The sequence below is a fragment of the Pseudomonas extremorientalis genome (assembly GCF_024584605.1).
Taxonomy (GTDB): domain Bacteria; phylum Pseudomonadota; class Gammaproteobacteria; order Pseudomonadales; family Pseudomonadaceae; genus Aquipseudomonas; species Aquipseudomonas extremorientalis.
This window is the reverse complement of sequence record NZ_CP089519.1, coordinates 3,809,839-3,829,453: the sequence shown is the minus strand read 5'-3', so window position 1 is coordinate 3,829,453 and position 19,615 is coordinate 3,809,839. Positions and strand designations below refer to the sequence as shown.

The 19,615-nt window shown below is 58.3% G+C and carries 26 protein-coding genes and 1 tRNA gene; 16 read left to right on the top strand and 11 right to left on the bottom strand.

Going from position 1 to position 19,615, the window contains the following annotated elements:
- Positions 1-40: 40 nt before the first annotated feature.
- From pocA to murB, 7 genes are read left to right on the top strand one after another with little or no spacing between them, the layout of a single operon-like run.
- On the top strand, positions 41-676 hold the full coding sequence (gene pocA, locus LUU92_RS17065) for a flagellar polar localization protein PocA (protein ID WP_058425437.1): 636 nt from the start codon (positions 41-43) through the stop codon (positions 674-676).
- Positions 673-1,101, top strand: a complete 429-nt coding sequence (pocB, locus tag LUU92_RS17060; RefSeq protein ID WP_058425436.1) for a flagellar polar localization protein PocB — start codon at positions 673-675, stop codon at positions 1,099-1,101. Before pocA ends, pocB begins: the two co-directional genes overlap by 4 nt.
- On the top strand, positions 1,101-2,111 hold the full coding sequence (gene lpxK / locus LUU92_RS17055) for a tetraacyldisaccharide 4'-kinase (RefSeq protein WP_071491865.1): 1,011 nt from the start codon (positions 1,101-1,103) through the stop codon (positions 2,109-2,111). The genes pocB and lpxK overlap by 1 nt, the downstream gene beginning before the upstream one ends.
- A gap of 24 nt (positions 2,112-2,135) precedes the next feature.
- Complete coding sequence (locus LUU92_RS17050) at positions 2,136-2,321, top strand: Trm112 family protein (RefSeq protein WP_003174668.1); 186 nt, start codon at positions 2,136-2,138, stop codon at positions 2,319-2,321.
- The gene (kdsB, locus tag LUU92_RS17045) at positions 2,318-3,082 is read left to right on the top strand and encodes a 3-deoxy-manno-octulosonate cytidylyltransferase (RefSeq protein ID WP_257102382.1); all 765 of its coding nucleotides are present in this window, start codon (positions 2,318-2,320) and stop codon (positions 3,080-3,082) included. Before LUU92_RS17050 ends, kdsB begins: the two co-directional genes overlap by 4 nt.
- Positions 3,082-3,546, top strand: a complete 465-nt coding sequence (locus LUU92_RS17040) for a low molecular weight protein-tyrosine-phosphatase (RefSeq protein WP_257102381.1) — start codon at positions 3,082-3,084, stop codon at positions 3,544-3,546. Before kdsB ends, LUU92_RS17040 begins: the two co-directional genes overlap by 1 nt.
- Positions 3,543-4,562: a UDP-N-acetylmuramate dehydrogenase gene (murB, locus tag LUU92_RS17035; protein WP_257102380.1), complete on the top strand. Its 1,020-nt coding sequence runs from the start codon at positions 3,543-3,545 to the stop codon at positions 4,560-4,562. Before LUU92_RS17040 ends, murB begins: the two co-directional genes overlap by 4 nt.
- A gap of 62 nt (positions 4,563-4,624) precedes the next feature.
- On the opposite strand, the gene LUU92_RS17030 is transcribed toward murB, so the two are convergent.
- On the bottom strand, positions 4,625-5,296 hold the full coding sequence (locus LUU92_RS17030) for a Bax inhibitor-1/YccA family protein (RefSeq protein WP_071491861.1): 672 nt from the start codon (positions 5,294-5,296) through the stop codon (positions 4,625-4,627).
- Positions 5,297-5,448: 152 nt separating this feature from the next.
- Here LUU92_RS17030 and LUU92_RS17025 point away from each other — a divergent pair.
- A tRNA-Ser gene (locus LUU92_RS17025) sits at positions 5,449-5,539 on the top strand.
- A gap of 116 nt (positions 5,540-5,655) precedes the next feature.
- Here the strand turns inward: LUU92_RS17025 and LUU92_RS17020 are convergent.
- The 8 genes from LUU92_RS17020 to LUU92_RS16985 form a co-directional block, all read right to left on the bottom strand.
- Positions 5,656-6,705 (bottom strand): tyrosine-type recombinase/integrase, encoded by a 1,050-nt coding sequence (locus tag LUU92_RS17020; RefSeq protein ID WP_257102379.1) that lies wholly within the window; start codon positions 6,703-6,705, stop codon positions 5,656-5,658.
- Position 6,706: 1 nt separating this feature from the next.
- Positions 6,707-6,982: a DUF4224 domain-containing protein gene (locus LUU92_RS17015; protein WP_257103865.1), complete on the bottom strand. Its 276-nt coding sequence runs from the start codon at positions 6,980-6,982 to the stop codon at positions 6,707-6,709.
- Positions 6,983-7,200: 218 nt separating this feature from the next.
- Positions 7,201-7,743 carry a phosphohydrolase gene (locus LUU92_RS17010; RefSeq protein WP_257102378.1) on the bottom strand — a complete coding sequence of 181 codons (543 nt, stop codon included), beginning with the start codon at positions 7,741-7,743 and terminating at the stop codon, positions 7,201-7,203.
- Positions 7,740-7,961, bottom strand: a complete 222-nt coding sequence (locus LUU92_RS17005; RefSeq protein ID WP_257102377.1) for a hypothetical protein — start codon at positions 7,959-7,961, stop codon at positions 7,740-7,742. The genes LUU92_RS17010 and LUU92_RS17005 overlap by 4 nt, the downstream gene beginning before the upstream one ends.
- Positions 7,958-8,359 (bottom strand): hypothetical protein, encoded by a 402-nt coding sequence (locus LUU92_RS17000; RefSeq protein ID WP_257102376.1) that lies wholly within the window; start codon positions 8,357-8,359, stop codon positions 7,958-7,960. The genes LUU92_RS17005 and LUU92_RS17000 overlap by 4 nt, the downstream gene beginning before the upstream one ends.
- A gap of 49 nt (positions 8,360-8,408) precedes the next feature.
- Positions 8,409-8,735, bottom strand: coding sequence for a pyocin activator PrtN family protein (locus LUU92_RS16995; protein ID WP_257102375.1), 327 nt, complete (start codon positions 8,733-8,735; stop codon positions 8,409-8,411).
- Positions 8,736-8,890: 155 nt separating this feature from the next.
- Complete coding sequence (locus LUU92_RS16990) at positions 8,891-9,175, bottom strand: phage antirepressor KilAC domain-containing protein (RefSeq protein WP_257102374.1); 285 nt, start codon at positions 9,173-9,175, stop codon at positions 8,891-8,893.
- 9 nt (positions 9,176-9,184) lie between these two features.
- Entirely contained in the window at positions 9,185-9,766 is a 582-nt protein-coding gene (locus tag LUU92_RS16985; RefSeq protein WP_257102373.1) for a hypothetical protein, read from the bottom strand.
- A gap of 368 nt (positions 9,767-10,134) precedes the next feature.
- Here LUU92_RS16985 and LUU92_RS16980 point away from each other — a divergent pair, with 368 nt between their 5' ends.
- Positions 10,135-10,980 carry a hypothetical protein gene (locus LUU92_RS16980; protein WP_257102372.1) on the top strand — a complete coding sequence of 282 codons (846 nt, stop codon included), beginning with the start codon at positions 10,135-10,137 and terminating at the stop codon, positions 10,978-10,980.
- An 11-nt stretch (positions 10,981-10,991) separates the two neighbouring features.
- On the opposite strand, the gene LUU92_RS16975 is transcribed toward LUU92_RS16980, so the two are convergent.
- Positions 10,992-11,639, bottom strand: a complete 648-nt coding sequence (locus LUU92_RS16975) for a LexA family protein (protein WP_257102371.1) — start codon at positions 11,637-11,639, stop codon at positions 10,992-10,994.
- A 657-nt stretch (positions 11,640-12,296) separates the two neighbouring features.
- On the opposite strand from LUU92_RS16975, the gene LUU92_RS16970 reads away from it, so the two are divergent.
- The 4 genes from LUU92_RS16970 to LUU92_RS16955 are packed head-to-tail and all read left to right on the top strand — an operon-like array spanning position 12,297 to position 15,602.
- Positions 12,297-12,815 (top strand): phage regulatory CII family protein, encoded by a 519-nt coding sequence (locus LUU92_RS16970; protein ID WP_257102370.1) that lies wholly within the window; start codon positions 12,297-12,299, stop codon positions 12,813-12,815.
- Positions 12,703-13,035: a TraR/DksA family transcriptional regulator gene (locus LUU92_RS16965; RefSeq protein WP_503366962.1), complete on the top strand. Its 333-nt coding sequence runs from the start codon at positions 12,703-12,705 to the stop codon at positions 13,033-13,035. Before LUU92_RS16970 ends, LUU92_RS16965 begins: the two co-directional genes overlap by 113 nt.
- Positions 13,025-15,244: a VapE domain-containing protein gene (locus LUU92_RS16960; protein WP_257102368.1), complete on the top strand. Its 2,220-nt coding sequence runs from the start codon at positions 13,025-13,027 to the stop codon at positions 15,242-15,244. The genes LUU92_RS16965 and LUU92_RS16960 overlap by 11 nt, the downstream gene beginning before the upstream one ends.
- Entirely contained in the window at positions 15,237-15,602 is a 366-nt protein-coding gene (locus LUU92_RS16955) for a PA0613 family protein (protein WP_177147155.1), read from the top strand. Before LUU92_RS16960 ends, LUU92_RS16955 begins: the two co-directional genes overlap by 8 nt.
- A gap of 461 nt (positions 15,603-16,063) precedes the next feature.
- Here LUU92_RS16955 and LUU92_RS16950 read toward each other — a convergent pair whose 3' ends face one another.
- A complete protein-coding gene (locus LUU92_RS16950; RefSeq protein ID WP_257102367.1) occupies positions 16,064-16,411 on the bottom strand; it encodes a hypothetical protein in 348 nt (115 codons plus the stop codon).
- Positions 16,412-16,497: 86 nt separating this feature from the next.
- Here LUU92_RS16950 and LUU92_RS16945 point away from each other — a divergent pair, with 86 nt between their 5' ends.
- The 3 genes from LUU92_RS16945 (at position 16,498) to LUU92_RS16935 (ending at position 19,615) form a co-directional block, all read left to right on the top strand.
- Positions 16,498-16,842 (top strand): phage holin family protein, encoded by a 345-nt coding sequence (locus LUU92_RS16945; RefSeq protein ID WP_093527474.1) that lies wholly within the window; start codon positions 16,498-16,500, stop codon positions 16,840-16,842.
- A gap of 204 nt (positions 16,843-17,046) precedes the next feature.
- Positions 17,047-17,604, top strand: a complete 558-nt coding sequence (locus tag LUU92_RS16940; protein ID WP_257102366.1) for a terminase small subunit — start codon at positions 17,047-17,049, stop codon at positions 17,602-17,604.
- 4 nt (positions 17,605-17,608) lie between these two features.
- Positions 17,609-19,615, top strand: a complete 2,007-nt coding sequence (locus LUU92_RS16935) for a phage terminase large subunit family protein (RefSeq protein ID WP_257102365.1) — start codon at positions 17,609-17,611, stop codon at positions 19,613-19,615.

Here is a 19,615-nt window from a genome sequence, read left to right as displayed (position 1 = left end):
ATATGGTAAAGTGGCGCACTTTTTCGAGGGGACATTCACTGTGTGGGAATTGGTCAAATCCGGCGGCTGGATGATGTTGCCGATCATCATGAGCTCCATCGCCGCACTCGGCATCGTCGCCGAACGCTTGTGGACCCTGCGCGCCAGCCGTGTGACCCCCGAGCATCTGCTGGGGCAGGTCTGGGGCTGGATCAAGAACAAGCAACTGGACAAGGAAAAGCTCAAGGAGCTGCGCGCCAACTCCCCGTTGGGTGAGATCCTTGCCGCAGGCCTGGCCAATTCCAAGCATGGTCGCGAGATCATGAAGGAGTGCATCGAAGAGGCCGCCGCCCGCGTCATTCATGAACTGGAGCGCTACATCAACGCCCTCGGCACCATCGCCGCCATGGCGCCATTGCTCGGCTTGCTCGGCACGGTGTTGGGCATGATCGACATTTTCAGTTCGTTCATGGGCTCCGGCATGACCACCAACGCGGCCGTGCTGGCCGGTGGTATCTCCAAGGCGCTGATCACTACGGCGGCCGGCCTGATGGTGGGTATTCCTTCGGTGTTCTTCCACCGTTTCCTGCAACGCCGCATCGATGAGCTGGTGGTGGGCATGGAGCAGGAGGCCATCAAGCTGGTGGAAGTGGTGCAGGGCGACCGCGACGTGGACCTGGTTGGGGGCAAAGCGTGAAATTTCGCCGCAAGCAACGGGAAAATGTCGATATCAACCTCGCGTCGCTGATCGACGTGGTGTTTATCCTGCTGCTGTTTTTTGTCGTCACCACGACTTTCACCCGGCAAACCGAACTGCGCGTCGACCTGCCGGAAGCCGTGAGCGGTTCGCCGGCCGAAGACCAGCAAGTCAAGCAACTGGACATCGCCATCAGCGCCGACGGGGTGTTTTCGGTGAATAACCAATTGCTGGAGAAAAACGACCTTGCCAGCTTGATGGAAGCCTTGCAGAAAGAGTCCGGCGGCGACACGCAGTTGCCGCTGTCCATCAGCGCTGATGGCAAGACCCAGCACCAGGCTGTGATCACCGCGATGGACGCTGCCGGCAAGCTCGGTTTCAGCCATTTGCGCATGAGTACCGTCGAGGCGGCGAGCCAACCCTGATGGCCATGTCCGATCGTTTGCTCAAGGCCTGGTACGAGGGCCATCCGGCACTTTCGCTACTGCGGCCGTTGGAGTCCCTGTATCGCCGGGTGGTGCAGCGCAAGCGCGCACGGTTCCTGGCGGGTGAGGGTGATATTTACCAAGCGCCGGTGCCGGTGGTGGTGGTCGGTAATATTACCGTGGGCGGCACCGGCAAGACGCCGTTGATCCTGTGGTTGATCGAACACTGTCGGCGCAGCGGCTTGCGTGTGGGTGTGGTCAGTCGCGGTTATGGCGCCAAGCCACCACAGTTGCCGTGGCGGGTCGAAGCCAGCCACAGCGCCGAGGTGGCGGGTGACGAACCGTTATTGATCGTGCAGCGCTGCGGCGTACCTTTGATGATCGATCCTGATCGCAGCCGTGCGGTCAAGGCGCTGCTGGCCAGCGACACTCTGGACCTGATTCTCTCCGACGACGGCCTGCAGCATTACCGCCTGGCCCGCGACCTTGAACTGGTGCTGATCGATGCCGCCCGTGGCCTGGGCAACCGTCGCTGCCTGCCGGCGGGGCCGCTGCGCGAACCGGTGGAGCGTTTGCAGAGTGTCGATGCGTTGCTGTACAACGGCGCCGCCGACGACCGCGAGGACGGCTTTGCCTTTCGTTTGCAGCCTACTGCACTGGTCAACCTGCAAACCGGCGAGCGCCGGCCAGTGGATCATTTTGCGGCGGGCCAGCAGGTGCATGCGGTCGCCGGCATTGGCAACCCGCAACGTTTCTTCAACACCCTTGAAACGCTACACTGGCAGCCGATACCCCATGGGTTTGCCGACCACGCGACTTACAGTGCCGAGGTCCTGAATTTTACGCCGTCATTGCCGCTGGTCATGACCGAGAAGGACGCGGTGAAGTGCCGCGCCTTCGCCCAGCCCGACTGGTGGTACCTTGCGGTGGATGCGCTGCCGTCGCCGGCGTTCGTCGCCTGGTTCGACACGCAGTTGATGCGTCTGTTGCCTGCCCGTCTTTTGCCTTAAACCGCTTTTTTCCAGGAAACACTCATGGACACCAAACTGCTCGACATCCTCGCTTGCCCGATCTGCAAAGGCCCGCTCAAGCTCAGCGCCGACAAAACCGAGCTGATCAGCAAAGGCGCCGGCCTGGCGTACCCGATCCGTGATGGCATCCCGGTGATGCTGGAAAGCGAAGCCCGTACCCTGACCACCGATGAGCGCCTGGATAAATGACCACCGCCTTTACCGTTGTCATTCCCTCCCGCTATGCGTCGACCCGCCTGCCGGGCAAACCGCTGCAACTGATCGGCAACAAGCCGATGATCCAGCTGGTATGGGAACAGGCCTGCAAAAGCAGCGCCGAGCGCGTAGTGGTGGCCACCGATGACCCACGCATCATCGAGGCCTGCAAAGGCTTCGGCGCCGAGGCGGTGCTGACGCGTGAAGACCACAACTCCGGCACCGACCGCCTGGCTGAAGTGGCCACAAAGCTCGGCCTGGCGCCCGACGCCATCGTGGTCAACGTGCAAGGTGACGAACCGTTGATCCCGCCCGGCGTTATCGACCAGGTGGCCGCCAACCTGGCCGCCCATGGTGAAGCGCGCATGGCGACCCTGGCTGAGCCGATCGAAGACATCGAGACCCTGTTCAATCCGAATGTGGTCAAGGTGGTCAGCGACATCAACGGCCTGGCGCTGACGTTCAGCCGTTCTACCCTGCCGTGGGCACGCGATGCGTTTGCCAAGCAACCGGATGTACTGCCGGAAGGCGTGCCGTATCGCCGTCACATCGGCATTTATGCCTACCGCGCCGGTTTCCTGCATGACTTCGTCAGTTGGGGCCCGTGCTGGCTGGAAAACACCGAATCCCTGGAGCAACTGCGGGCGCTGTGGCACGGCGTGCGCATCCACGTGGGCGATGCACTGGAAGCGCCGCCGGCTGGTGTCGACACGCCCGAAGACCTTGAGCGCGTCCGTCGCCTGCTGGGGGCCTGATGGAGGTTTTGTTTGTCTGCCTGGGCAATATCTGCCGCTCGCCCACCGCAGAAGGCGTGCTGCGCCACAAACTGCGCGAAGCGGGGCTGACTGGGCAGGTCGATGTCGCGTCCGCCGGCACCGGTGAGTGGCATGTCGGCAACCCGCCGGACCAGCGCAGCCAGCGTGCGGCGTTGGCCCGCGGCTACGATCTGTCGGCCCAGCGTGCCCGGCAGGTCTCCCGCGCCGATTTTGCGCGCTATGACCTGATCCTGGCCATGGATCACAGCAACCTGCGCAACCTCAAGGCGATGCAGCCGGGGCAGGGCAAGGCGGAGCTGGACCTGTTCCTGCGCCGTTACGATGGCGAAGTGGACGAAGTGCCAGATCCGTACTACGAAGGTGAACAAGGCTTCGAACGGGTCCTGGACCTGATCGAACAGGCCTGTGATTTATTGGTGATCGAATTGAAGGGGCGGTTATGACCTTGCAGGTGCTTGCGCAGGTATCGCTCAAGCCATTCAACAGTTTTGGCATTGATGTGCATGCCCAGCTGTTCGCCGAGGCCCACAGCGACAGCGATGTGCGTGAGGCCCTCACCTATTCCACCGCACACAATGTGCCGTTGCTGGTGATCGGCGGCGGTAGCAACCTGTTGCTGACCCAGGACATTCCGGCGCTGGTGCTGCGCATGGCCACCCAGGGCATTCGTGTGCTGCACGACGACGGCCTGCACGTGGTGGTCGAGGCCGAGGCGGGCGAAGCCTGGCACCCCTTCGTGCTGTGGACCCTGGACCAAGGTTTCTGTGGCCTGGAAAACCTCAGCCTGATCCCCGGCACCGTCGGCGCCGCGCCCATGCAGAACATCGGTGCCTACGGTGTCGAGATCAAGGATGTATTCGCTGGCCTGACCGCCCTGGACCGCCGCACCGGCGAACTGCGCGACTTCAGCCTTGAGGAGTGCAACTTTGCCTACCGTGACAGCCTGTTCAAGCACGAGACCGGGCGCTGGCTGATCCTGCGCGTGCGCTTCGCCCTCAGCCGCGCCAGCCACCTGAAACTCGACTACGGCCCGGTGCAGCAGCGCCTGGCGGCGCAGGGGATCACCGAGGCGACGCCGAGCGACGTCAGCCGTGCCATCTGCAGCATTCGCCGTGAAAAACTGCCGGATCCGGCGGAGCTTGGCAATGCCGGCAGCTTCTTCAAGAACCCGTTGGTCTCCCAGGTGCTGGCGGCTGAGCTGCAGGCGCTGTATCCGGACCTGGTGGCCTACCCGCAACCTGACGGGCAGATGAAGCTCGCCGCCGGCTGGCTGATCGACAAGGCCGGCTGGAAGGGCTTCCGTGAGGGGGACGCTGGCGTGCACAAACTGCAGGCGCTGGTGCTGGTCAACTATGGCGCCGCCTCGGGGCATGACATTGCCAACCTGGCCCGCCGCATTCAGCGAGACATTCTGCAGCGCTTCAAGGTCGATCTGGAAATGGAACCCAACCAGTACTGATCTTCTGAAAACAAAAATGCCCCGCATCTTTCGATACGGGGCATTTTTATTGAGGTAAGTAATCAGTCATCGCGGCTCATGATGCCGAAGATCTGCAACAGGCTGATGAACAGGTTGTAGATCGACACATACAGGCTGATGGTCGCCATGATGTAGTTACGTTCGCCACCGTGGATGATCGCGCTGGTCTGGAACAGGATGCACACCGAGGAGAACAGCACGAAACCTGCGCTGATCGCCAGTTGCAGCCCGCTGATCTGGAAGAACATGCCCGCAACCACTGCCGCCAGCAGCACGAAGAAACCAACGGTGATGAAACCACCCAGGAAGCTCATGTCCTTGCGGGTGATCAGCACATAGGCCGACAGACCACCAAACACGAGCGCCGTCATGGCAAACGCCGAGCTGACCACTTCCGCGCCGCCGGCCATGCCGAGGTAACGGTTGAGGATCGGGCCGAGGATAAAGCCCATGAAGCCGGTCAGGGCAAATGCCGACACCAGGCCCCACGCAGAGTCGCGCAGTTTGTTGGTGAGGAAGAACAGGCCATAGAAGCCGATCAGCACCACAAAGATATTCGGGTAGCCAACGCGCATCTGCTGGGCCACGAACGCCATCACGCCGCTGAATGCGAGGGTCAGGGCGAGCAAGCCATAGGTGTTGCGCAACACGCGGCTGACTTCAAGCTGCTCAGCCTGCGCGTTACCATTCACTGCGTAATTCTGTTCGCGCATGGCGACACTCCTTCAGTTTTGAAACGTTCAGTCGCAAAGATCATAACAGACGCTCTGTAACAAGCTATGGCGAGAGTTTGACAGTGTGTTTCATTCGGGTATTATGGCGCCCGCTGAGACGGGATAGGCTACTATAATCCTGTGATGCACAAGGGAAATTGGCAGAGTGGTTGAATGCACCGGTCTTGAAAACCGGCGGACGTTAATAGCGTCTCCAGGGTTCGAATCCCTGGTTTCCCGCCAAGATTCAAACGAAAGCCCCGCGAATGCGGGGCTTTTGTGTTTCTGGGGTTTGGGTGGAGCGCGACGGTTTTTGAGAGGCGTTCCGAAACTTCCGGGTAGGCGTTCCGAAACTCTGCCTATTTTGATGGTTTGGCAGTGGCGCCAATCCTTCTGTATACCCGTTTGGTGATCTCCTGCTTGCTATGTCCCAGCAGTAGGCTTGCGTCGCCAATATCGAGGATTTCCGATGCCGCCTTGGGTCTGATGTCACGAAACTGAAACCCTCCAATCTTTGCTGCGAGCATAGGGTCGCCCTGATCGAGCGCGTTCTGCTGCGCCTTTCCCCTTGCCTTGTCCCAGCGTAGGCGCAACATACCTTTCGTCATCCTTTTACCGTACTTGTTGATGAGTAGGTACTTGGACGGGTGATTGGCATTCCTTTCGGTTATCTCTCTAACCAATTTCCCGAGACTGTTTTCTCCGGATTCTGTTCGCATCAAAATTCTGAGTTTCTGCCCAGTTTTACCTTGAGTGACTAGGAAGTAATCGCCCTCTGTGTCGTCACTACGCATGATGATTACGTCGGCCGGCCTCTGGCCTGTCAGGTAGGCCAGATCCATGGCTTCCTTAAGTTCGGGGCCCGCCATACCGTAAACTGCGTCCCAAACCACCGCATTGGCGTAGTAGTCGCGTGGAACCTCCTTGTTCTTCCTGACGCCTTGGCAAGGATTCTCCCGCTCGGTGAGGCCCCACTCGCGAGCCATATTGAAGACGTGAGAGAGAAGGGCGATTTCCCTGTTAGCCCTGACCTTGGCGGTGCGTGCGTCGCGATACCCAGCGATATTTGCCGGCGTGATGGAGTCTATGGGAGCCCCATCGAATGTGGGACGTAGCTGTTTTAGTTCGGCCAGGTTGTCTTTCTGGGTACGCTCGCCTTTTTTCGGAATGACGTCGCGGACGTATCGATCAAATATCCCCTGCATTATGGTCAGATCTGCTGGCTTTTCCTTGGCCTCAAGCTCTGCCCACTTCAATCGGGCTTTATTCAGGTCGCCGCCAAGCGGGATTTCTTTTCCCGTCGAGTCTTTGTAGTAGTAACCGACCCATACTTTACCGTTCTTACGAGGGCGTTTACGGCGGACCATTCCCGGAGGCAAGTCCCTATTTTCTGTGTTTCGAGGCCGCATCTCAGTTCACCCTGGAGAAGTCAGGCGTCCAAACTGGCCGCGTAGGTGGGGGGCTTTGCTCAATTAGTACTGGATTGCTCATGCCTAGCTTCATGCGAGCGTACATGCGCCCGACTAAAGGGCGACCCCCACGGCTCTCGATGAATACCCAGTTGCGGTCGATTAGCCACTTTCGTTGGTGGGCTCGCTGCTTATAGCCGGTTAGGTCGGCCAGTTCATCGTCCGAGAAGATTTCAGCCTCTAGGGCTTTGGGCTGTGAACGGGTCGTATACCCCACGACAGGCTGCGCGAGCGGGCGTTTCTGAGCGTTTAGCGTTGCATCAGCGAGCGCTGCCCCGCGCAGCTTTTCGTGGGGTATAAGTGCCTCGGCGGTGTCGCTGGAAGGAGCAATAATGCCTGCTGCTACGCAGCAGAGGCTGTTTGTTTCTAGCGTGTCGACGCTACCTGCAATGCGGAGCAAAGCGGGCAGGGCGCCGGTGTTGTCCTGTTGGTTCTTCATGCCGCTTTCCTCCGATGTTCGATTGCGAGTTGGTCCATCAGCCGCTGGTGGTAGGTGAGCCGGGCTTCGGCGGCAGGCCATGGGCGGATGGTTTCAACCATGGGTTCGATGCCGACCAAGCAATCCCAGATAGCCGGATCGGTTGGCATCAGGTCGCGGCGTTCGGTAGCAAGTGCGATCAAGTCGGCCTTGTAGATGCACGCGGGGAGTTCTGGGGCGATGTCGAACCGCTCGCACACTCGCCACCAGATACAATCCTCAAAGTGCTGGTAGGCGCTAATCCACTGCTTGAGTGGCCGCGTCATGTCACCCAGGTACGCCTCGGCGGCGTCGTGAAGTAGGGCCGCGAGTTTGTGCTCTTCCGGCACCAGCTCGGCAACGATGCAACTGTGTTGGGCCACGCTGTAGAACTCGCGGGTGTGGCCGTTGAATCGGCACAGGTGGGCCAGTGCGTGCGAGATGTCCCGTGGGTCGATCATGTCGGCGTTATGCTCGAACAAGTCGAAGCGCTTGCCGGTGGAGGTGAGGATCCAGTTCATGCGGCTTCCCTCACCAGGTCGGCCAGCAACAAGGCGTTATCGGTTGCCTTGTGCAATTGGCGCAGAGCTTCATAGCCGATCAGGGCTTTCAACTGGCGGTCGAACTCTTTGCTGTAGCGGGTCAGAGCGCGCAGTTGCTTGGTGGCCTTGGCGTGTTGCTGCTCCAGTGTGCCGGCGGCTTGGGGTGTCAGGCGCAGCATAGGGATGGCTCGGCTCATGCTGCATCCCTCTTCAACTCGAAGCGATCCATCAGCGCAGCCATATTCAGTGCCTTGTCACGTAGGGCAAGCGCCTGAGTTGCTTGGGTTTCGGATCTGACAGCGCGGAAGGTGTCTGCCGCGAGCTTCAGCTTTTCGGCAATGTCCAAAAGGGTGTAGCGGTCTTGTGGTTCCCGGCTCAATAAGAGTTCGGTGCGCATGCATTGATCTGACATATCTTTGAGAGAGGCTGCGTATGCGGCTGAAGCTTCCTCCCGGCCTGAGACGTACCCTTTGGAATAGCCTTCGTCGTAGCCATCATTTTTGCCATCTGTGAGGCCGCCTCGGTAGCCGACCCAGTAGAGGATGCCGGTGGCGAATACGATGCCGATCAGCGCGCAGATTTGAATCGCAGTCATGTGGTGTGCTCCTGGTAGTTACATTGGCTGGTGGTGGCAGCCGTTGGGGTTACTGGTCTAGCTCGGTTGAGTCGTTTTGCAGTCGTGCCATGTCCTCGTCTGCTCTGTAGGCGCGGATATCGATCAGTGCCGCGACATGCTTGATGTGCGCGTACCGCAAGGCCTTCACACTGTGATCCAGCGTGGTTACCGGCAGCTGAATCCGGCCGCTGTTGATCGCCTCGGTGAAGGTCTTTTCGTTGAGATTCTTGAAGTAGTGCACGCGCAGCTTTTCCAGGGGGATAAGCACGTCGCCGAAGAGTTGGTGCAGCATCTCGACGGTCGCGCTATCCGGTGCGGGTTGCAGCCGTAGCGGTGTTTGACTGTTGGTGCTCATGGGCAGCGGCCTCCTTGCGTTTGAGTCGTGAAGGGTGGTTCCAGGCATTCAGGCAATGGCGTTTGGTCAGCTCCCGCAGATGCTCCGGCACTTCGAGGAGCGCAGCGTTGCGCTCCTCGCGTGTGCGCATGGCGACGATCTGGCGGGCGTACTCCCTAGGCCACGTCACGGTTGTCTGCCGGGATGGCTGGCAGTTCGAGGCCCAACTGCTCGGCGAGCCAGCGGATGCCGGCTTGGCGGACCCTGGTCGACTGGCTGTACTGCATGCCGGCGGTTTCGTGGTACCAGTTGCTGTCCTTGACTCGCAGGTACTCGCGATCCCGCACAGGGAAGGCCGGTAGGTTGCGGTCGTTGAGCAGGCCCTTTTCACGCATGAGTGCGATCAGCTTCGGGCGGGTGAAGCCGAAGTACTTGGCGGTTTTTTCCAGGCTACGTTCCATTTTGGCCTCCTAAGCAGCATGCGCGGCGGGTGTCGCCACGGCGGCCAGGTGGGTGATGGATTCGGCCACCATGGAGTAGATCTCCACGTCGCTGCCGTACACCGTGAAGCACTTGGTGCGTGGCTTTCTGACGCCGATGCTCATGATGGTGGTGATGCCGGTGCGGGTTTTGTTGCGGTGGATTGCCAAGTTGATCGGTTGCTCGAAGCCCATATCGAGACTGAGAACGCCGCCGGTCTGCACTAGGTCTAATACTTGCTGCTTTTGTTCGGTCTCGAACACGCCGAAGCGGCGGTCTGCATGTGGCAGGGATGATGGATCGTTTGGGGTGGTTGGCCCGTTGACGATCTCCTCAATGAAGTCCGCCAGTTTGAGGTGCATCTTCTTGGTGTTGGCCAGGGTCAGCGTGTGGCGTTCGCTGCCCAGTTCAACGGTGAAGTGCGTGTCGGCTTTGCGGCGCTCCACGTTCAGGCGGAAGGCCAGAGCCTCACGCTGTGTTTCTGCGCGCAGCAGGTGGTTGAAGGTTTGGGTCAGGCATACCTGGGCCTTGAGCAGGGTCAGGGTACGGTTGTCGAGTTTGTACTTTTTCATGCTGCGTGCCCTCCGCCGTTTGGATCGAAGGGGGCAGGTGAGTAGCGCTGTTTCAGCTTGGGTTTGGACGCGATGAAGGCGCAGCCGCAGTCTTGTGCCAGGCGGCGGATTTCGAAGATGCGGGAGGGGTTAGCAGCGCTCGGATGGACGTGCAGGGTGGCTGTGGTGTGCATGGTGTTGCCTCGCTCTGTGGTGGAAGAGTGAGGCAAAGTTAACCTATAAGGTTAATTTGTCAAGATGAGGGAGTAAGTGTTTTCGCATGCGGCCTTGGATCGGTATCGCGTCTGCTATGGCAATGTGCTACTTTTTTCAGCGCGACGACCTCGAACACATCAAGCTCATTGACCAATTTCTATAAGGAATTAGACGTGGAAACAACGGATGTCATTACTTTTACAGTTGGCGTAGCTTTGGCTATTGTTTCTATAGCACTTGGCGTGTTTGCGATCTGGTATAGCCAGAAATTATCTGAAAGCTCCAATGCCGCCCTCGAATCTGTAAAGGATCTAGCAAGAGAAACAAAAATATTGGTAGATGCAAGTCTATCCCAGCAGAAAGATTTCTCAAATAAAATGCTGGACTCAATTCTTCAGCAGAATAAGTTTGGGAGTGGTGCAGTTGATATGACATCTGAAGTGGCGCCAGCTTCAGTTGTTACTTCTGAGATCACTAAGATATTAGAGATATTCGAGAAAAATATTGGTTCTTCAATAGCGAAGACGATAGAGAGTGTCCAGGCATCTAATCCAGGAAAACAGGAGGAGCTCAAACAAGCACTTGAGGCGATCCAGCGAGACATAGGGAATTTAAGTCAAGCGGCCCCAGTCATATCGTCTGTCGTTACCGGTTCTGATGAGTTGCGTCAGAGTTTGCAGTCTTTCCGCGATCATCCTGCCCACTACGTTGTTCTTAATGGAGTCGTAAGTGGCGGCTTAAGAGATTATGAGGATAAAGATAGGGTTGCGGATGTGTACAATTTTCCCAGCGGTTGGGAGGATGGTATAGAGAATCTAATAAACAAAGGGGTACTTGAAGCTGATGGCGACGAGGGCTTCGATATTCCGATGCAGTACGAATCTCTTTTGAAGGATTGGATAGCGCGTAACAGCGTCAGGCTGGATCGCCTTAGGAATATGTATAAAAAGAGGAAGGACAAAGGCCCTAGCGCTCCTACCACCATGGAAGTCTTAGTTGGAAGCCAATTTGAACACTGAGGACATTTGGATTAAAGATCTGATATTTTCCATCGCGCCCGACCGCAGATTGTCCATTCTTCTGTGAGTTTGATTATGCGTTCAGGCCAGTCTGGGTTGAGCGCATACAGATACAGTTCAGTTCCTTCTTGTCTCAATTGCTTAAGAGTCGCGGCTTGATCTCTTGTTCGCTTGGCAACAACATAGTGTCCAGGTAGCGCTTCAAGGCTGGGATCAACTACAATTTTGTCTCCAGCTAAAAACTTAGGCTCCATGCTCATACCTTCAACTCGCAGAATAAAAGCCTTAGGTCCGACCGGACCAGGAGCGTCAATCCATTCTTCAGCATCTGCGGTGTCAATATGATTTTCAGGCTCGCACCATGCACCTGCCGCGATCGAGCCTATAACAGGTAGTTTACGCCCCGTGTGGCTAAGTACAGTTGCATCATGAGTTGTACCGCGACCATAAGATATATCTAAATAGCCGTTCTCTAGGCAGAGAGCCTTTTCGATTTCGCGAGCGATTTGATCGCCAATCCCTTTGGTAGGGTTCTTACCGCCGAAGGCGCTTACCTGTGCCGGGGCCTTGCCCAGAAGGTCGGCAATATCGGTCAGGCGGAGCTTTTTCTCCGTCAATATTTTCCTGAAGTTTTGAAGGCGAGTGTCTGCGATTTTCATGGCAAGAGTCTGGCCAAAGTAACCTTCGAGATAAATGTCCTCCGGGGTATTGATAGTGTTAACCTCTGGGGTTAATATGCGCCTGGAGGTGATCACTTTGAAACTACGCGATTACATCAACAATTTGGATTCGTCGGGGCTTGAGACTTATGCGAAGCGATGTCGTATCGCTGCGAGTTATCTACGCCTACATATCAAATACGCCAGTAAAGATCCGAGTGTATCTCTCATCAGGTCATTAGCTCGTGAAAGCGAAGGTCACGTGTCTATTTCAGATGTTCTGGAGCATTTCGGCATCCACAGGGAGGGTTAAGCTGATCGAAATTTAGCTAGAAAAAAGGCGACCCAAAGGCCGCCCAGTTCCTCCCGGCACACACCACCACAGTGCTGTCGGGTCGCGACGAAGGTAGGAGGGCACACCACATGCAAACCGCCTCCCTTTATCGCGCTGCCAAGACACGGATGTCTTGGGTTGCTGCCTTTTCCACCACAGATTAGGCAGCTGTTGCGCCAGAGGTGAGCAACGGATTGTTCGCCTCGGCACGGTGCCGGTTTCGATCCCTAGATCTTGCCGGCGTTTGGGCCCTTTCAAGCCACGCGGCAAATGTATCACCACTACACGTCGCGGGGCACTGGCAACTTAGTAGGATTAATGCCATGAGCCGAGTAGCTTTAAGCTGTGTTGATCGAGCGCAAAAGGAAGTACTGACGCTCGAATTAGCCTTGTACCACGCCGCACGGGACTATCCCGGCGGTGCCGCCGCAATCGCCGCCACCACCGGCCGCAATGCCACCACGCTGCAGCACAAGTTGTCTCCCACCCATCCCTCGCACACCGTCAATATCCAGGAGTTCGGCGAGATCCTCGAACTGACCAAGGATCGCCGCATTCTCGATGCGGTGCACGCCCTTGTCGGCGACACGATCTGGCAGGAAATGGCTGAGGCGTACACCAACGACATGCCTGAAACCCTGACAACGGGTATCGCCATGTTTTTCCGGCAGGTCGCCGATTTGTCCGAAACCTGGGCCAAGCACATTGGCGACGGCAAGGTCGACGACGGTGAACTGGCCGAGATCCGCCAGTTGGTGTTTCGCGGCATTCAGGGATTGTTGGGCATGTACAACCGCGCCCGCTACGTCAACCAGACGACTTGTGGGGTGGAACGTGGCTGATATCGCTGATTTTGCAAATGATCTGGTACAGGAACGGATCGATCAAGCCGTGGCTGCACGCTTGGCGCTGATGTCCAGTACGGCCCAGCACTCCCTGATGTTCTGTGATGAGTGCGACGAACCTATTCCTGAGGCGCGCCGCTTGGCACAACCCGGTTGCACGCTCTGCATTGGGTGTAAAACCGCTTGGGATCAGAGGGCTTCTCGTTATGCTCGATGACGTGTTCAATCAGTTCGCGGACTACGGTCTCGAACCCGCGCAGCCCCTCGTATTCGGAAAGCTCACCCGTTGCAAAACCACCCAGGATAAGGGCAAGGAAAAGAACGGCTGGTACGTCATCCACGAACACCGCACCGAAAAGAACGAGACGCTGATCTTCGGTAGCTTTGGTGACTGGCGCTCCGGCGAGACCCAGAAGATCAAGGTCAAGGCCAGTCGTATGAGCCCAGAAGAGCGCGACGTCATGCGCGCTCGCCAGGAGGATGCCAAGCGCAAGGCTGCCGAGATCGCGGCCAACGCGTCACGTCGAGCGGCCAACCGCGCTGCCGGACTGTTCAAGCGTATGCCGGAAAAGGGCAAGAGCGCCTACTTGGATCGAAAGCAGATCGTCGGCTTCAAGGTTCGCTATGCGCCACGTACCGGCGCTTTTTTGGTCCCCATGTGCAACGTGCGCGACCAGATCGTTGGCCTGCAGGTGATCTTCCCCGCGAAGCAAGAGGACACCGGGCGTGACAAAGCCTACTGGCCCTACGGTATGTCGAAGGAAGGCGCATTCCACCTGATCGGCCCACACCCTGAACCGGGCGAGCCGGTGCTGGTGTGTGAGGGCTACGCCACGGGCGCAAGCCTGCACATGGCGACTTCGCTCACCGTCGCCATCGCCTTTGACGCGGGCAACCTGCTACCGGTCTCCAAGGCCATGCGCGAGCGCTTCCCCGGCTGCCCGCTGATCATCTGTCGCGATGATGACTGGAAGACCAAACGCCCCAACGGCGACCCTTGGAACCCAGGCGAAGAGAAGGCCAACAACGCTGCGCTGGTTGTCGGCGGCCAGGTGGTTGCCCCGGTGTTCTCCGGCGTGCGCGAGGTCAAGTGGACCGACTTCAACGACCTGCACGTCGCCGAAGGTTTGGAGGCCGTCCGCCGCCAGGTGCTGGCGGTGGTCAAGCCTCCTGCAGCTGGCGGTTGGAAAGACCAACTCGCTCGCACCGAGAACGGCTCCCTGATCGCGCACATGCAAAACGTCGAGCTGATCCTGGGCAACGACGAGCGCTGGGCCGGTGTCATCGGTTACAGCGTGTTCAGCTCCAAGATCGTCAAGCTAAGGTCTGCACCCTTCGGCGGCGGTGCAGGCGATTGGGCCGATATCGATGACATGCGAGTGATGAAGTGGCTCGCGCAGCAGTACAACCTGCGTGTGAAGGCGTCCCATGTGATCGAGGCGGTCAGCGTGGTTGCACACGATCATGCCTTCCACCCGGTCCGCGAGTACCTGGAGAAGCTGGAGTGGGACCGCGTACCTCGCATTGAAACCTGGCTCACTGATGTGCTGGGCGTCCAGGCCAGCGAGTACTCGGCCAAGGTCGGCAAGCGCTGGCTGATCTCTGCGGTCGCACGGGTAATGCGCCCAGGCTGCAAGGCTGACTCGGTGATGATCCTCGAAGGCGGGCAGGGTGCTGGTAAGTCCACGGCAATGGGCGTTCTCGGTGGCGAGTGGTTTATGGATACTCCTTTTGCTCTCGGCGACAAGGACAGCTTCCAGGCAATTCGCGGCAAGTGGATTGTCGAGCTGGGCGAGCTGGACAGCTTCAACAAGGCCGAAAGCACCAAGGCCAAGCAGTTTTTCTCCGCGTCCACCGACACCTACCGCGAGAGCTACGGCCGCAGAACGAATGACGTGCCACGCCAGTGTGTTTTCGTGGGCACCACCAACCAAGAGGAGTACCTCAAGGACGCCACGGGCAATCGCCGCTACTGGCCGGTGTTCTGCAACAAGGTCGACCTGGAACAATTGCGCGAGATCCGCGACCAGCTATGGGCCGAGGCGCTGTTTTGCTTCGAGGCCGGAGATATCTGGTGGGTGAACAAGGACGAATCCAAGATGTTCGCCGAGGCCCAGGACGAACGCTTTGTCGTCGACGAATGGGAAGGGCCGATCCTGGCCTGGATGGAAGAGTCGCAGATCGGCGAAACGGCCACCGGCAACGAGATCCTCACCCAGGCGCTCAAGCTGGACTTCGGCCATTGGGGCAAACCTGAGCAGATGCGGGTCGGGGCGATCATGCACCGGTTGGGCTGGCGCAAGCGGCGCATGCCGGCATTGCCTAAGAGTGGGGTGCGGCCCTGGGCCTATGTAAAGCCTGCGGGTTGGGGGCGTGCGTCTGCGTTGCAGCAGTCGGTGATCGAGGAGCCTTGCTTCGATGATTAAGCGAATCGACGAGATGCTCAAACTATGGGCGCAGGATCTGCACTCACCCATGCCGGAAAACATGGGCGGGCCGAGCGGCGGCAACATGATCGCCATGCTGATGGAATGCAAGGGCGAGTTGATACGCGGCACACGCGGCAGTCGGGTGCTGCTGGATGAATCGGCCGACATCGAGCTGATCGTCAACAAGCACTTGCCGCCGCAGCTGTCGGTCGTTGTGCGTGAGCATTACTGCAACCACGAAAGCTTCCTCTCGCAGAAGTACACCCATTGCGGATGCGGTCGGGATACCTACTACCAGCGTCTGCACGAAGCACACCTGCACATTGCCGGCATGCTGATGGGGAAGGCTGCATGACCCCCGGCGTTACTCCGTGTGCCTTTGTCCTACTGTCCGCCCTTGTCCGACTGCCATTTAGCGCAGTTGGACAGGCGCAGGCCGCACCGTTGTTGGCCTGTCCTACCGTCCAACCTTCACCCGCCCCACGCACACATGAGCATAGCGAGCATGTAATCGCGCCCATGGCGCGCATGCGTGCTTTTAGCTTTCTCTCTATACACAAGAGAAAAGGAATAAAGGTAGGACAGTAGGGCAGAGCCTCGTATTCAGACGCCTGTAGCTGTCCTACCTCGATCAAGAGTAGTGGGACAGGTCAGACGGGGCACCAGAAACGATAGCCGACTGAATGCGTTGTCCCTGCGTTGCACCTGCGTCATACCTGTATTGCACCCGTATTGCGCCATGGCATTAAAACTCCCTTGCTGCCACCGGAATCGACCTGTAAAAAGTACCCATCTTCGATAGGTGCGACCGCAAGGCTAAGGGCGTTCTGAACGATTCGAACCTTCACCTTTGGCCCAGATTGCAGTTACCGCAATGGTAGCCACCAGGTACACGAAAAAGTTCAGCATGTAGAAGAACAAGCCTATTACTTCCATTCTCTGGATCGGCGCTTCGGAATAAGCAAATTTGTAAAACTCATTAGCAGAACTAATTAGCATTGCGAGAGCACCTAGAAGGGCTAGAGATCGATACAAGATGCTTCCCATAATTCTGAGGCGGCGTACCGCTCCGCCTAAGACGTCTGCTGGAGCAAACAGCCAAGCGACAAAACTTCCTCCGATCACGGTCGTAAGCAAGCCAGTGAAAACCCCAGAAGCATCCATGTAACACCCTGTTTTAACTTGAAGTTGAACAACCGACGATATCAAGAAACCCGGCCCTGAGCCGGGTTTTTGCATTGGAGAGAGTGATGACGAACGAGCAGCAAGCACTTATTGAGATGCCGGTCTGGATGGTGATCCTACTGTCCTTGGTCGGCGGGATTTCCGGCGAGGCATGGCGGGCCGACAAGGCGGGGGTAAGCGGCTGGTCCCTGGTCCGCCGCTTGCTGCTTCGGTCCGGGGCCTGCGTGGTCTGCGGGCTTTCCACCATGATGTTGCTGCACGCGTCAGGCATGTCGGTCCTGGCAGCGGGAAGTATCGGATGCCTCACCGCGATGGCCGGCGCCGATGTCGCCATCGGTCTGTACGAGCGCTGGGCCGCCAAGCGGTTGGGTGTGTGCGATGTGCCGCCCACGGGCGGCGGTCAGGCGTGATGCGCTGGAGGCCACGGAATACGTGGCCTGTAGAGGTATGCGCCAAAATGAAGTGCCGAAAGGCCGCCGGGGACCCTGGGGGCATTCGAGGGACACGGGGCATGAAACCCGCAGGAAAGCGTTAGCGAACAGTTCACCAGCTTAGTGAACTGAGGTGAACAGGTGAACTACCCCGTATTCATTGGGTGAACAGGACATTCCATCATGACCGTAATTAGCAAAACGGAGTTTGCGGCGCGACGTGGTTGGGCCAAATCGTATGTTTCTAAGCTGGCTAATCAGGATCGGCTGGTGCTGACTCACGACGGCAAGGTCGACCTGGAAGCCACCGAGGCTTTGCTCGCTGACTCTGCTGATCCGAGCAAGGCCGCTGTCGCGGACCGCCACAACCGGCTTCGCCTTCAAAAGGAGGCTCAAAACGCCGCCGAAGAACCTGCGGTGCCGCAAGTTGGGCTGGCGGCAGACTTTCAAAAGTCTCGTGCGCTGCGTGAGCACTACCTGGCACTGCAGGAACAAGCCAACTTTCACAAACAGCAGGGTTCTCTGGTCGAGCGCGAAGCTGTTGAAACCGGTGCTTACAACGCCGGACGTCTTTTGCGAGATCAGCTCCTAGGAATGTCTCCACAGCTCGCGCCTGAGCTGGCAGCGATGACTGATCCATGGCAAATCGAGAGGCACTTAACGGCGGCGATCCGCCGCTCTTTAGAGGACGCTGAACGTATGTCTTCATCCGACCTTGAACATGTACTGAACACGAGTTAAGCCCATGCATACGCAAATGCCTGATGGTGAAGAGGTTTACCGTGAAGCGTATTTCCGTGGGCTAAAACCTGATCCGGATGTCTGGATTGATGAGTGGGCTGACGAGTATATGCGGATCCCGCGTGATACCGGGGCTGCTGAGCCAGGCCAGTATCGCACCTCACGGACACCTTACGCTCGTGAACCGATGCGGTGCCTTTCGCCGGCGCATCCCTGCAAGCGTGTGATCACTATGGTCGCATCGCAACTGATGAAAACGCAGATCGGCCTGAATTGGATCGGAGGCCTGATTCATATGGCTCCGTCGAATATCCTCGCGCTGTTGCCTAGTCTGGGCCTGGCAAAACGGGTGTCCTCCAGAATCAACAAAACCATCAAAGCCACACCTGTGTTGCGTAAGCGTGTCGCTTCCACCAGGTCGCGAGACGCACGCAATACCATGGACACCAAGGAGTTCGAGGGCGGCTCGCTTTACGTAACCACTGCGGGATCTGCAGCCAACCTTTCAGAGCTATCTGCGCGTTATATCTATGGCGATGAGATCGACCGGTGGGAAGTTGACGTAGGGGAAGAGGGCGATCCTATCGAGTTGGCAGAAACGCGGGGTAGCACTTTCGGCCGCAACGCCAAGTTCTATTTCTCCAGTTCGCCGACCATCAAGGGTGCTTCGCGTATCAGCGACCTGTTCGAGTCCAGCGATCAACGTTACTACTACGTTCCATGCCCGTACTGCGGTCACATGCAAGTACTTGAGTGGGAGAACCTTCTCTACTCTGCAGACTTTAGTGTGGTGCATTACAAGTGCGCAGCTTCTGGGATGGACTGCGACGTGCTGATTGAAGAACACTTCAAGGGGCAAATGTTGGCCCAGGGGGAATGGCGTTCCCAGGCACAAGGCGATGGCGAGACGGTCGGCTTTCATCTGAATGCGCTCTATTCCCCTCCAGGTTGGATGGACTGGCGCACGCTCGCCAGGCAGTTCGAAAAGGCGAAAAAAGCCCAGGCCAAGGGCGACCTTGAGCCCATGCAGGTGTTCTACAACACCCGCCTGGCTAAGGTGTGGGACAGCGCGCAAGAGCAGACCAAGGCATCGGTGCTGATCGAGCGGGCGCGCCGGGAAGGGTTCTCCCTTGGTGCGATGCCGGCCGCTGTGATGATGATCACCGGCGCTGTCGATGTACAGGCCGACCGCCTGGAGTTCATGGCAATGGGCTGGGGCGTCGGCATGGAGCGCTGGGTCATTGATCATCGTGTGATCGCGGGCGACCCTTCGGACGAACGCACCTGGGCTGTGCTGGATGAACTGCTGAAAGAGCGGTACCGGCACCCCTGCGGCGTCGGCTTAGGCATTCTTGCAGTCGCCGTCGACTCCGGCGGCCACCACACCGACGAGGTATACCAATTCTGCCGCGTGCGGCGCTGGCGCAACATCTTCGCCATTAAGGGCGCGAGCAAGCCCGGTAAGCCGGTGATCGCTCAGCGGCCGTCTATGGTCGATGTAACCTGGAAGGGCCAGACCGAACGCGGCGGCGCCGAGCTTTGGTTTGTTGGTACAGACACCGCGAAGGATTGGATCTACAACCGCTACCAGTTCGAGTCCGGTCCAGGGGCTTTGCATTTCGCCAATGACCTGCCGGACGAGTTCTTCGCCCAGTGCGTGGCCGAGCGCAAGGTCGCCAAGTATGTGCGCGGTCACAAGCGTATCGAGTGGATCAAGGGCAAAGCCGAGCGAAACGAAGCCCTCGACCTGATGGTGTATTGCCTGGCGATGGCGCATTACCTCGGCATCAACCGGTATCAGGAACACGACTGGGACCGGGTACGGAACTCGCTAGCACAGGCCGGTTTGTTCGATGAAAAGGTGGTCGCTGCTGAGCGTGTCACGGTCGCCGCAGAGGCTCCCGCGACCCCCCAAGTGGCGCCTGAACCCGTTGCCCCGGTCGCCCAACCGCGACTCGCTGCACCCCCACAACGCCGCAGCTCCACCAGCGGTTACCTGAAGAGACGCTGA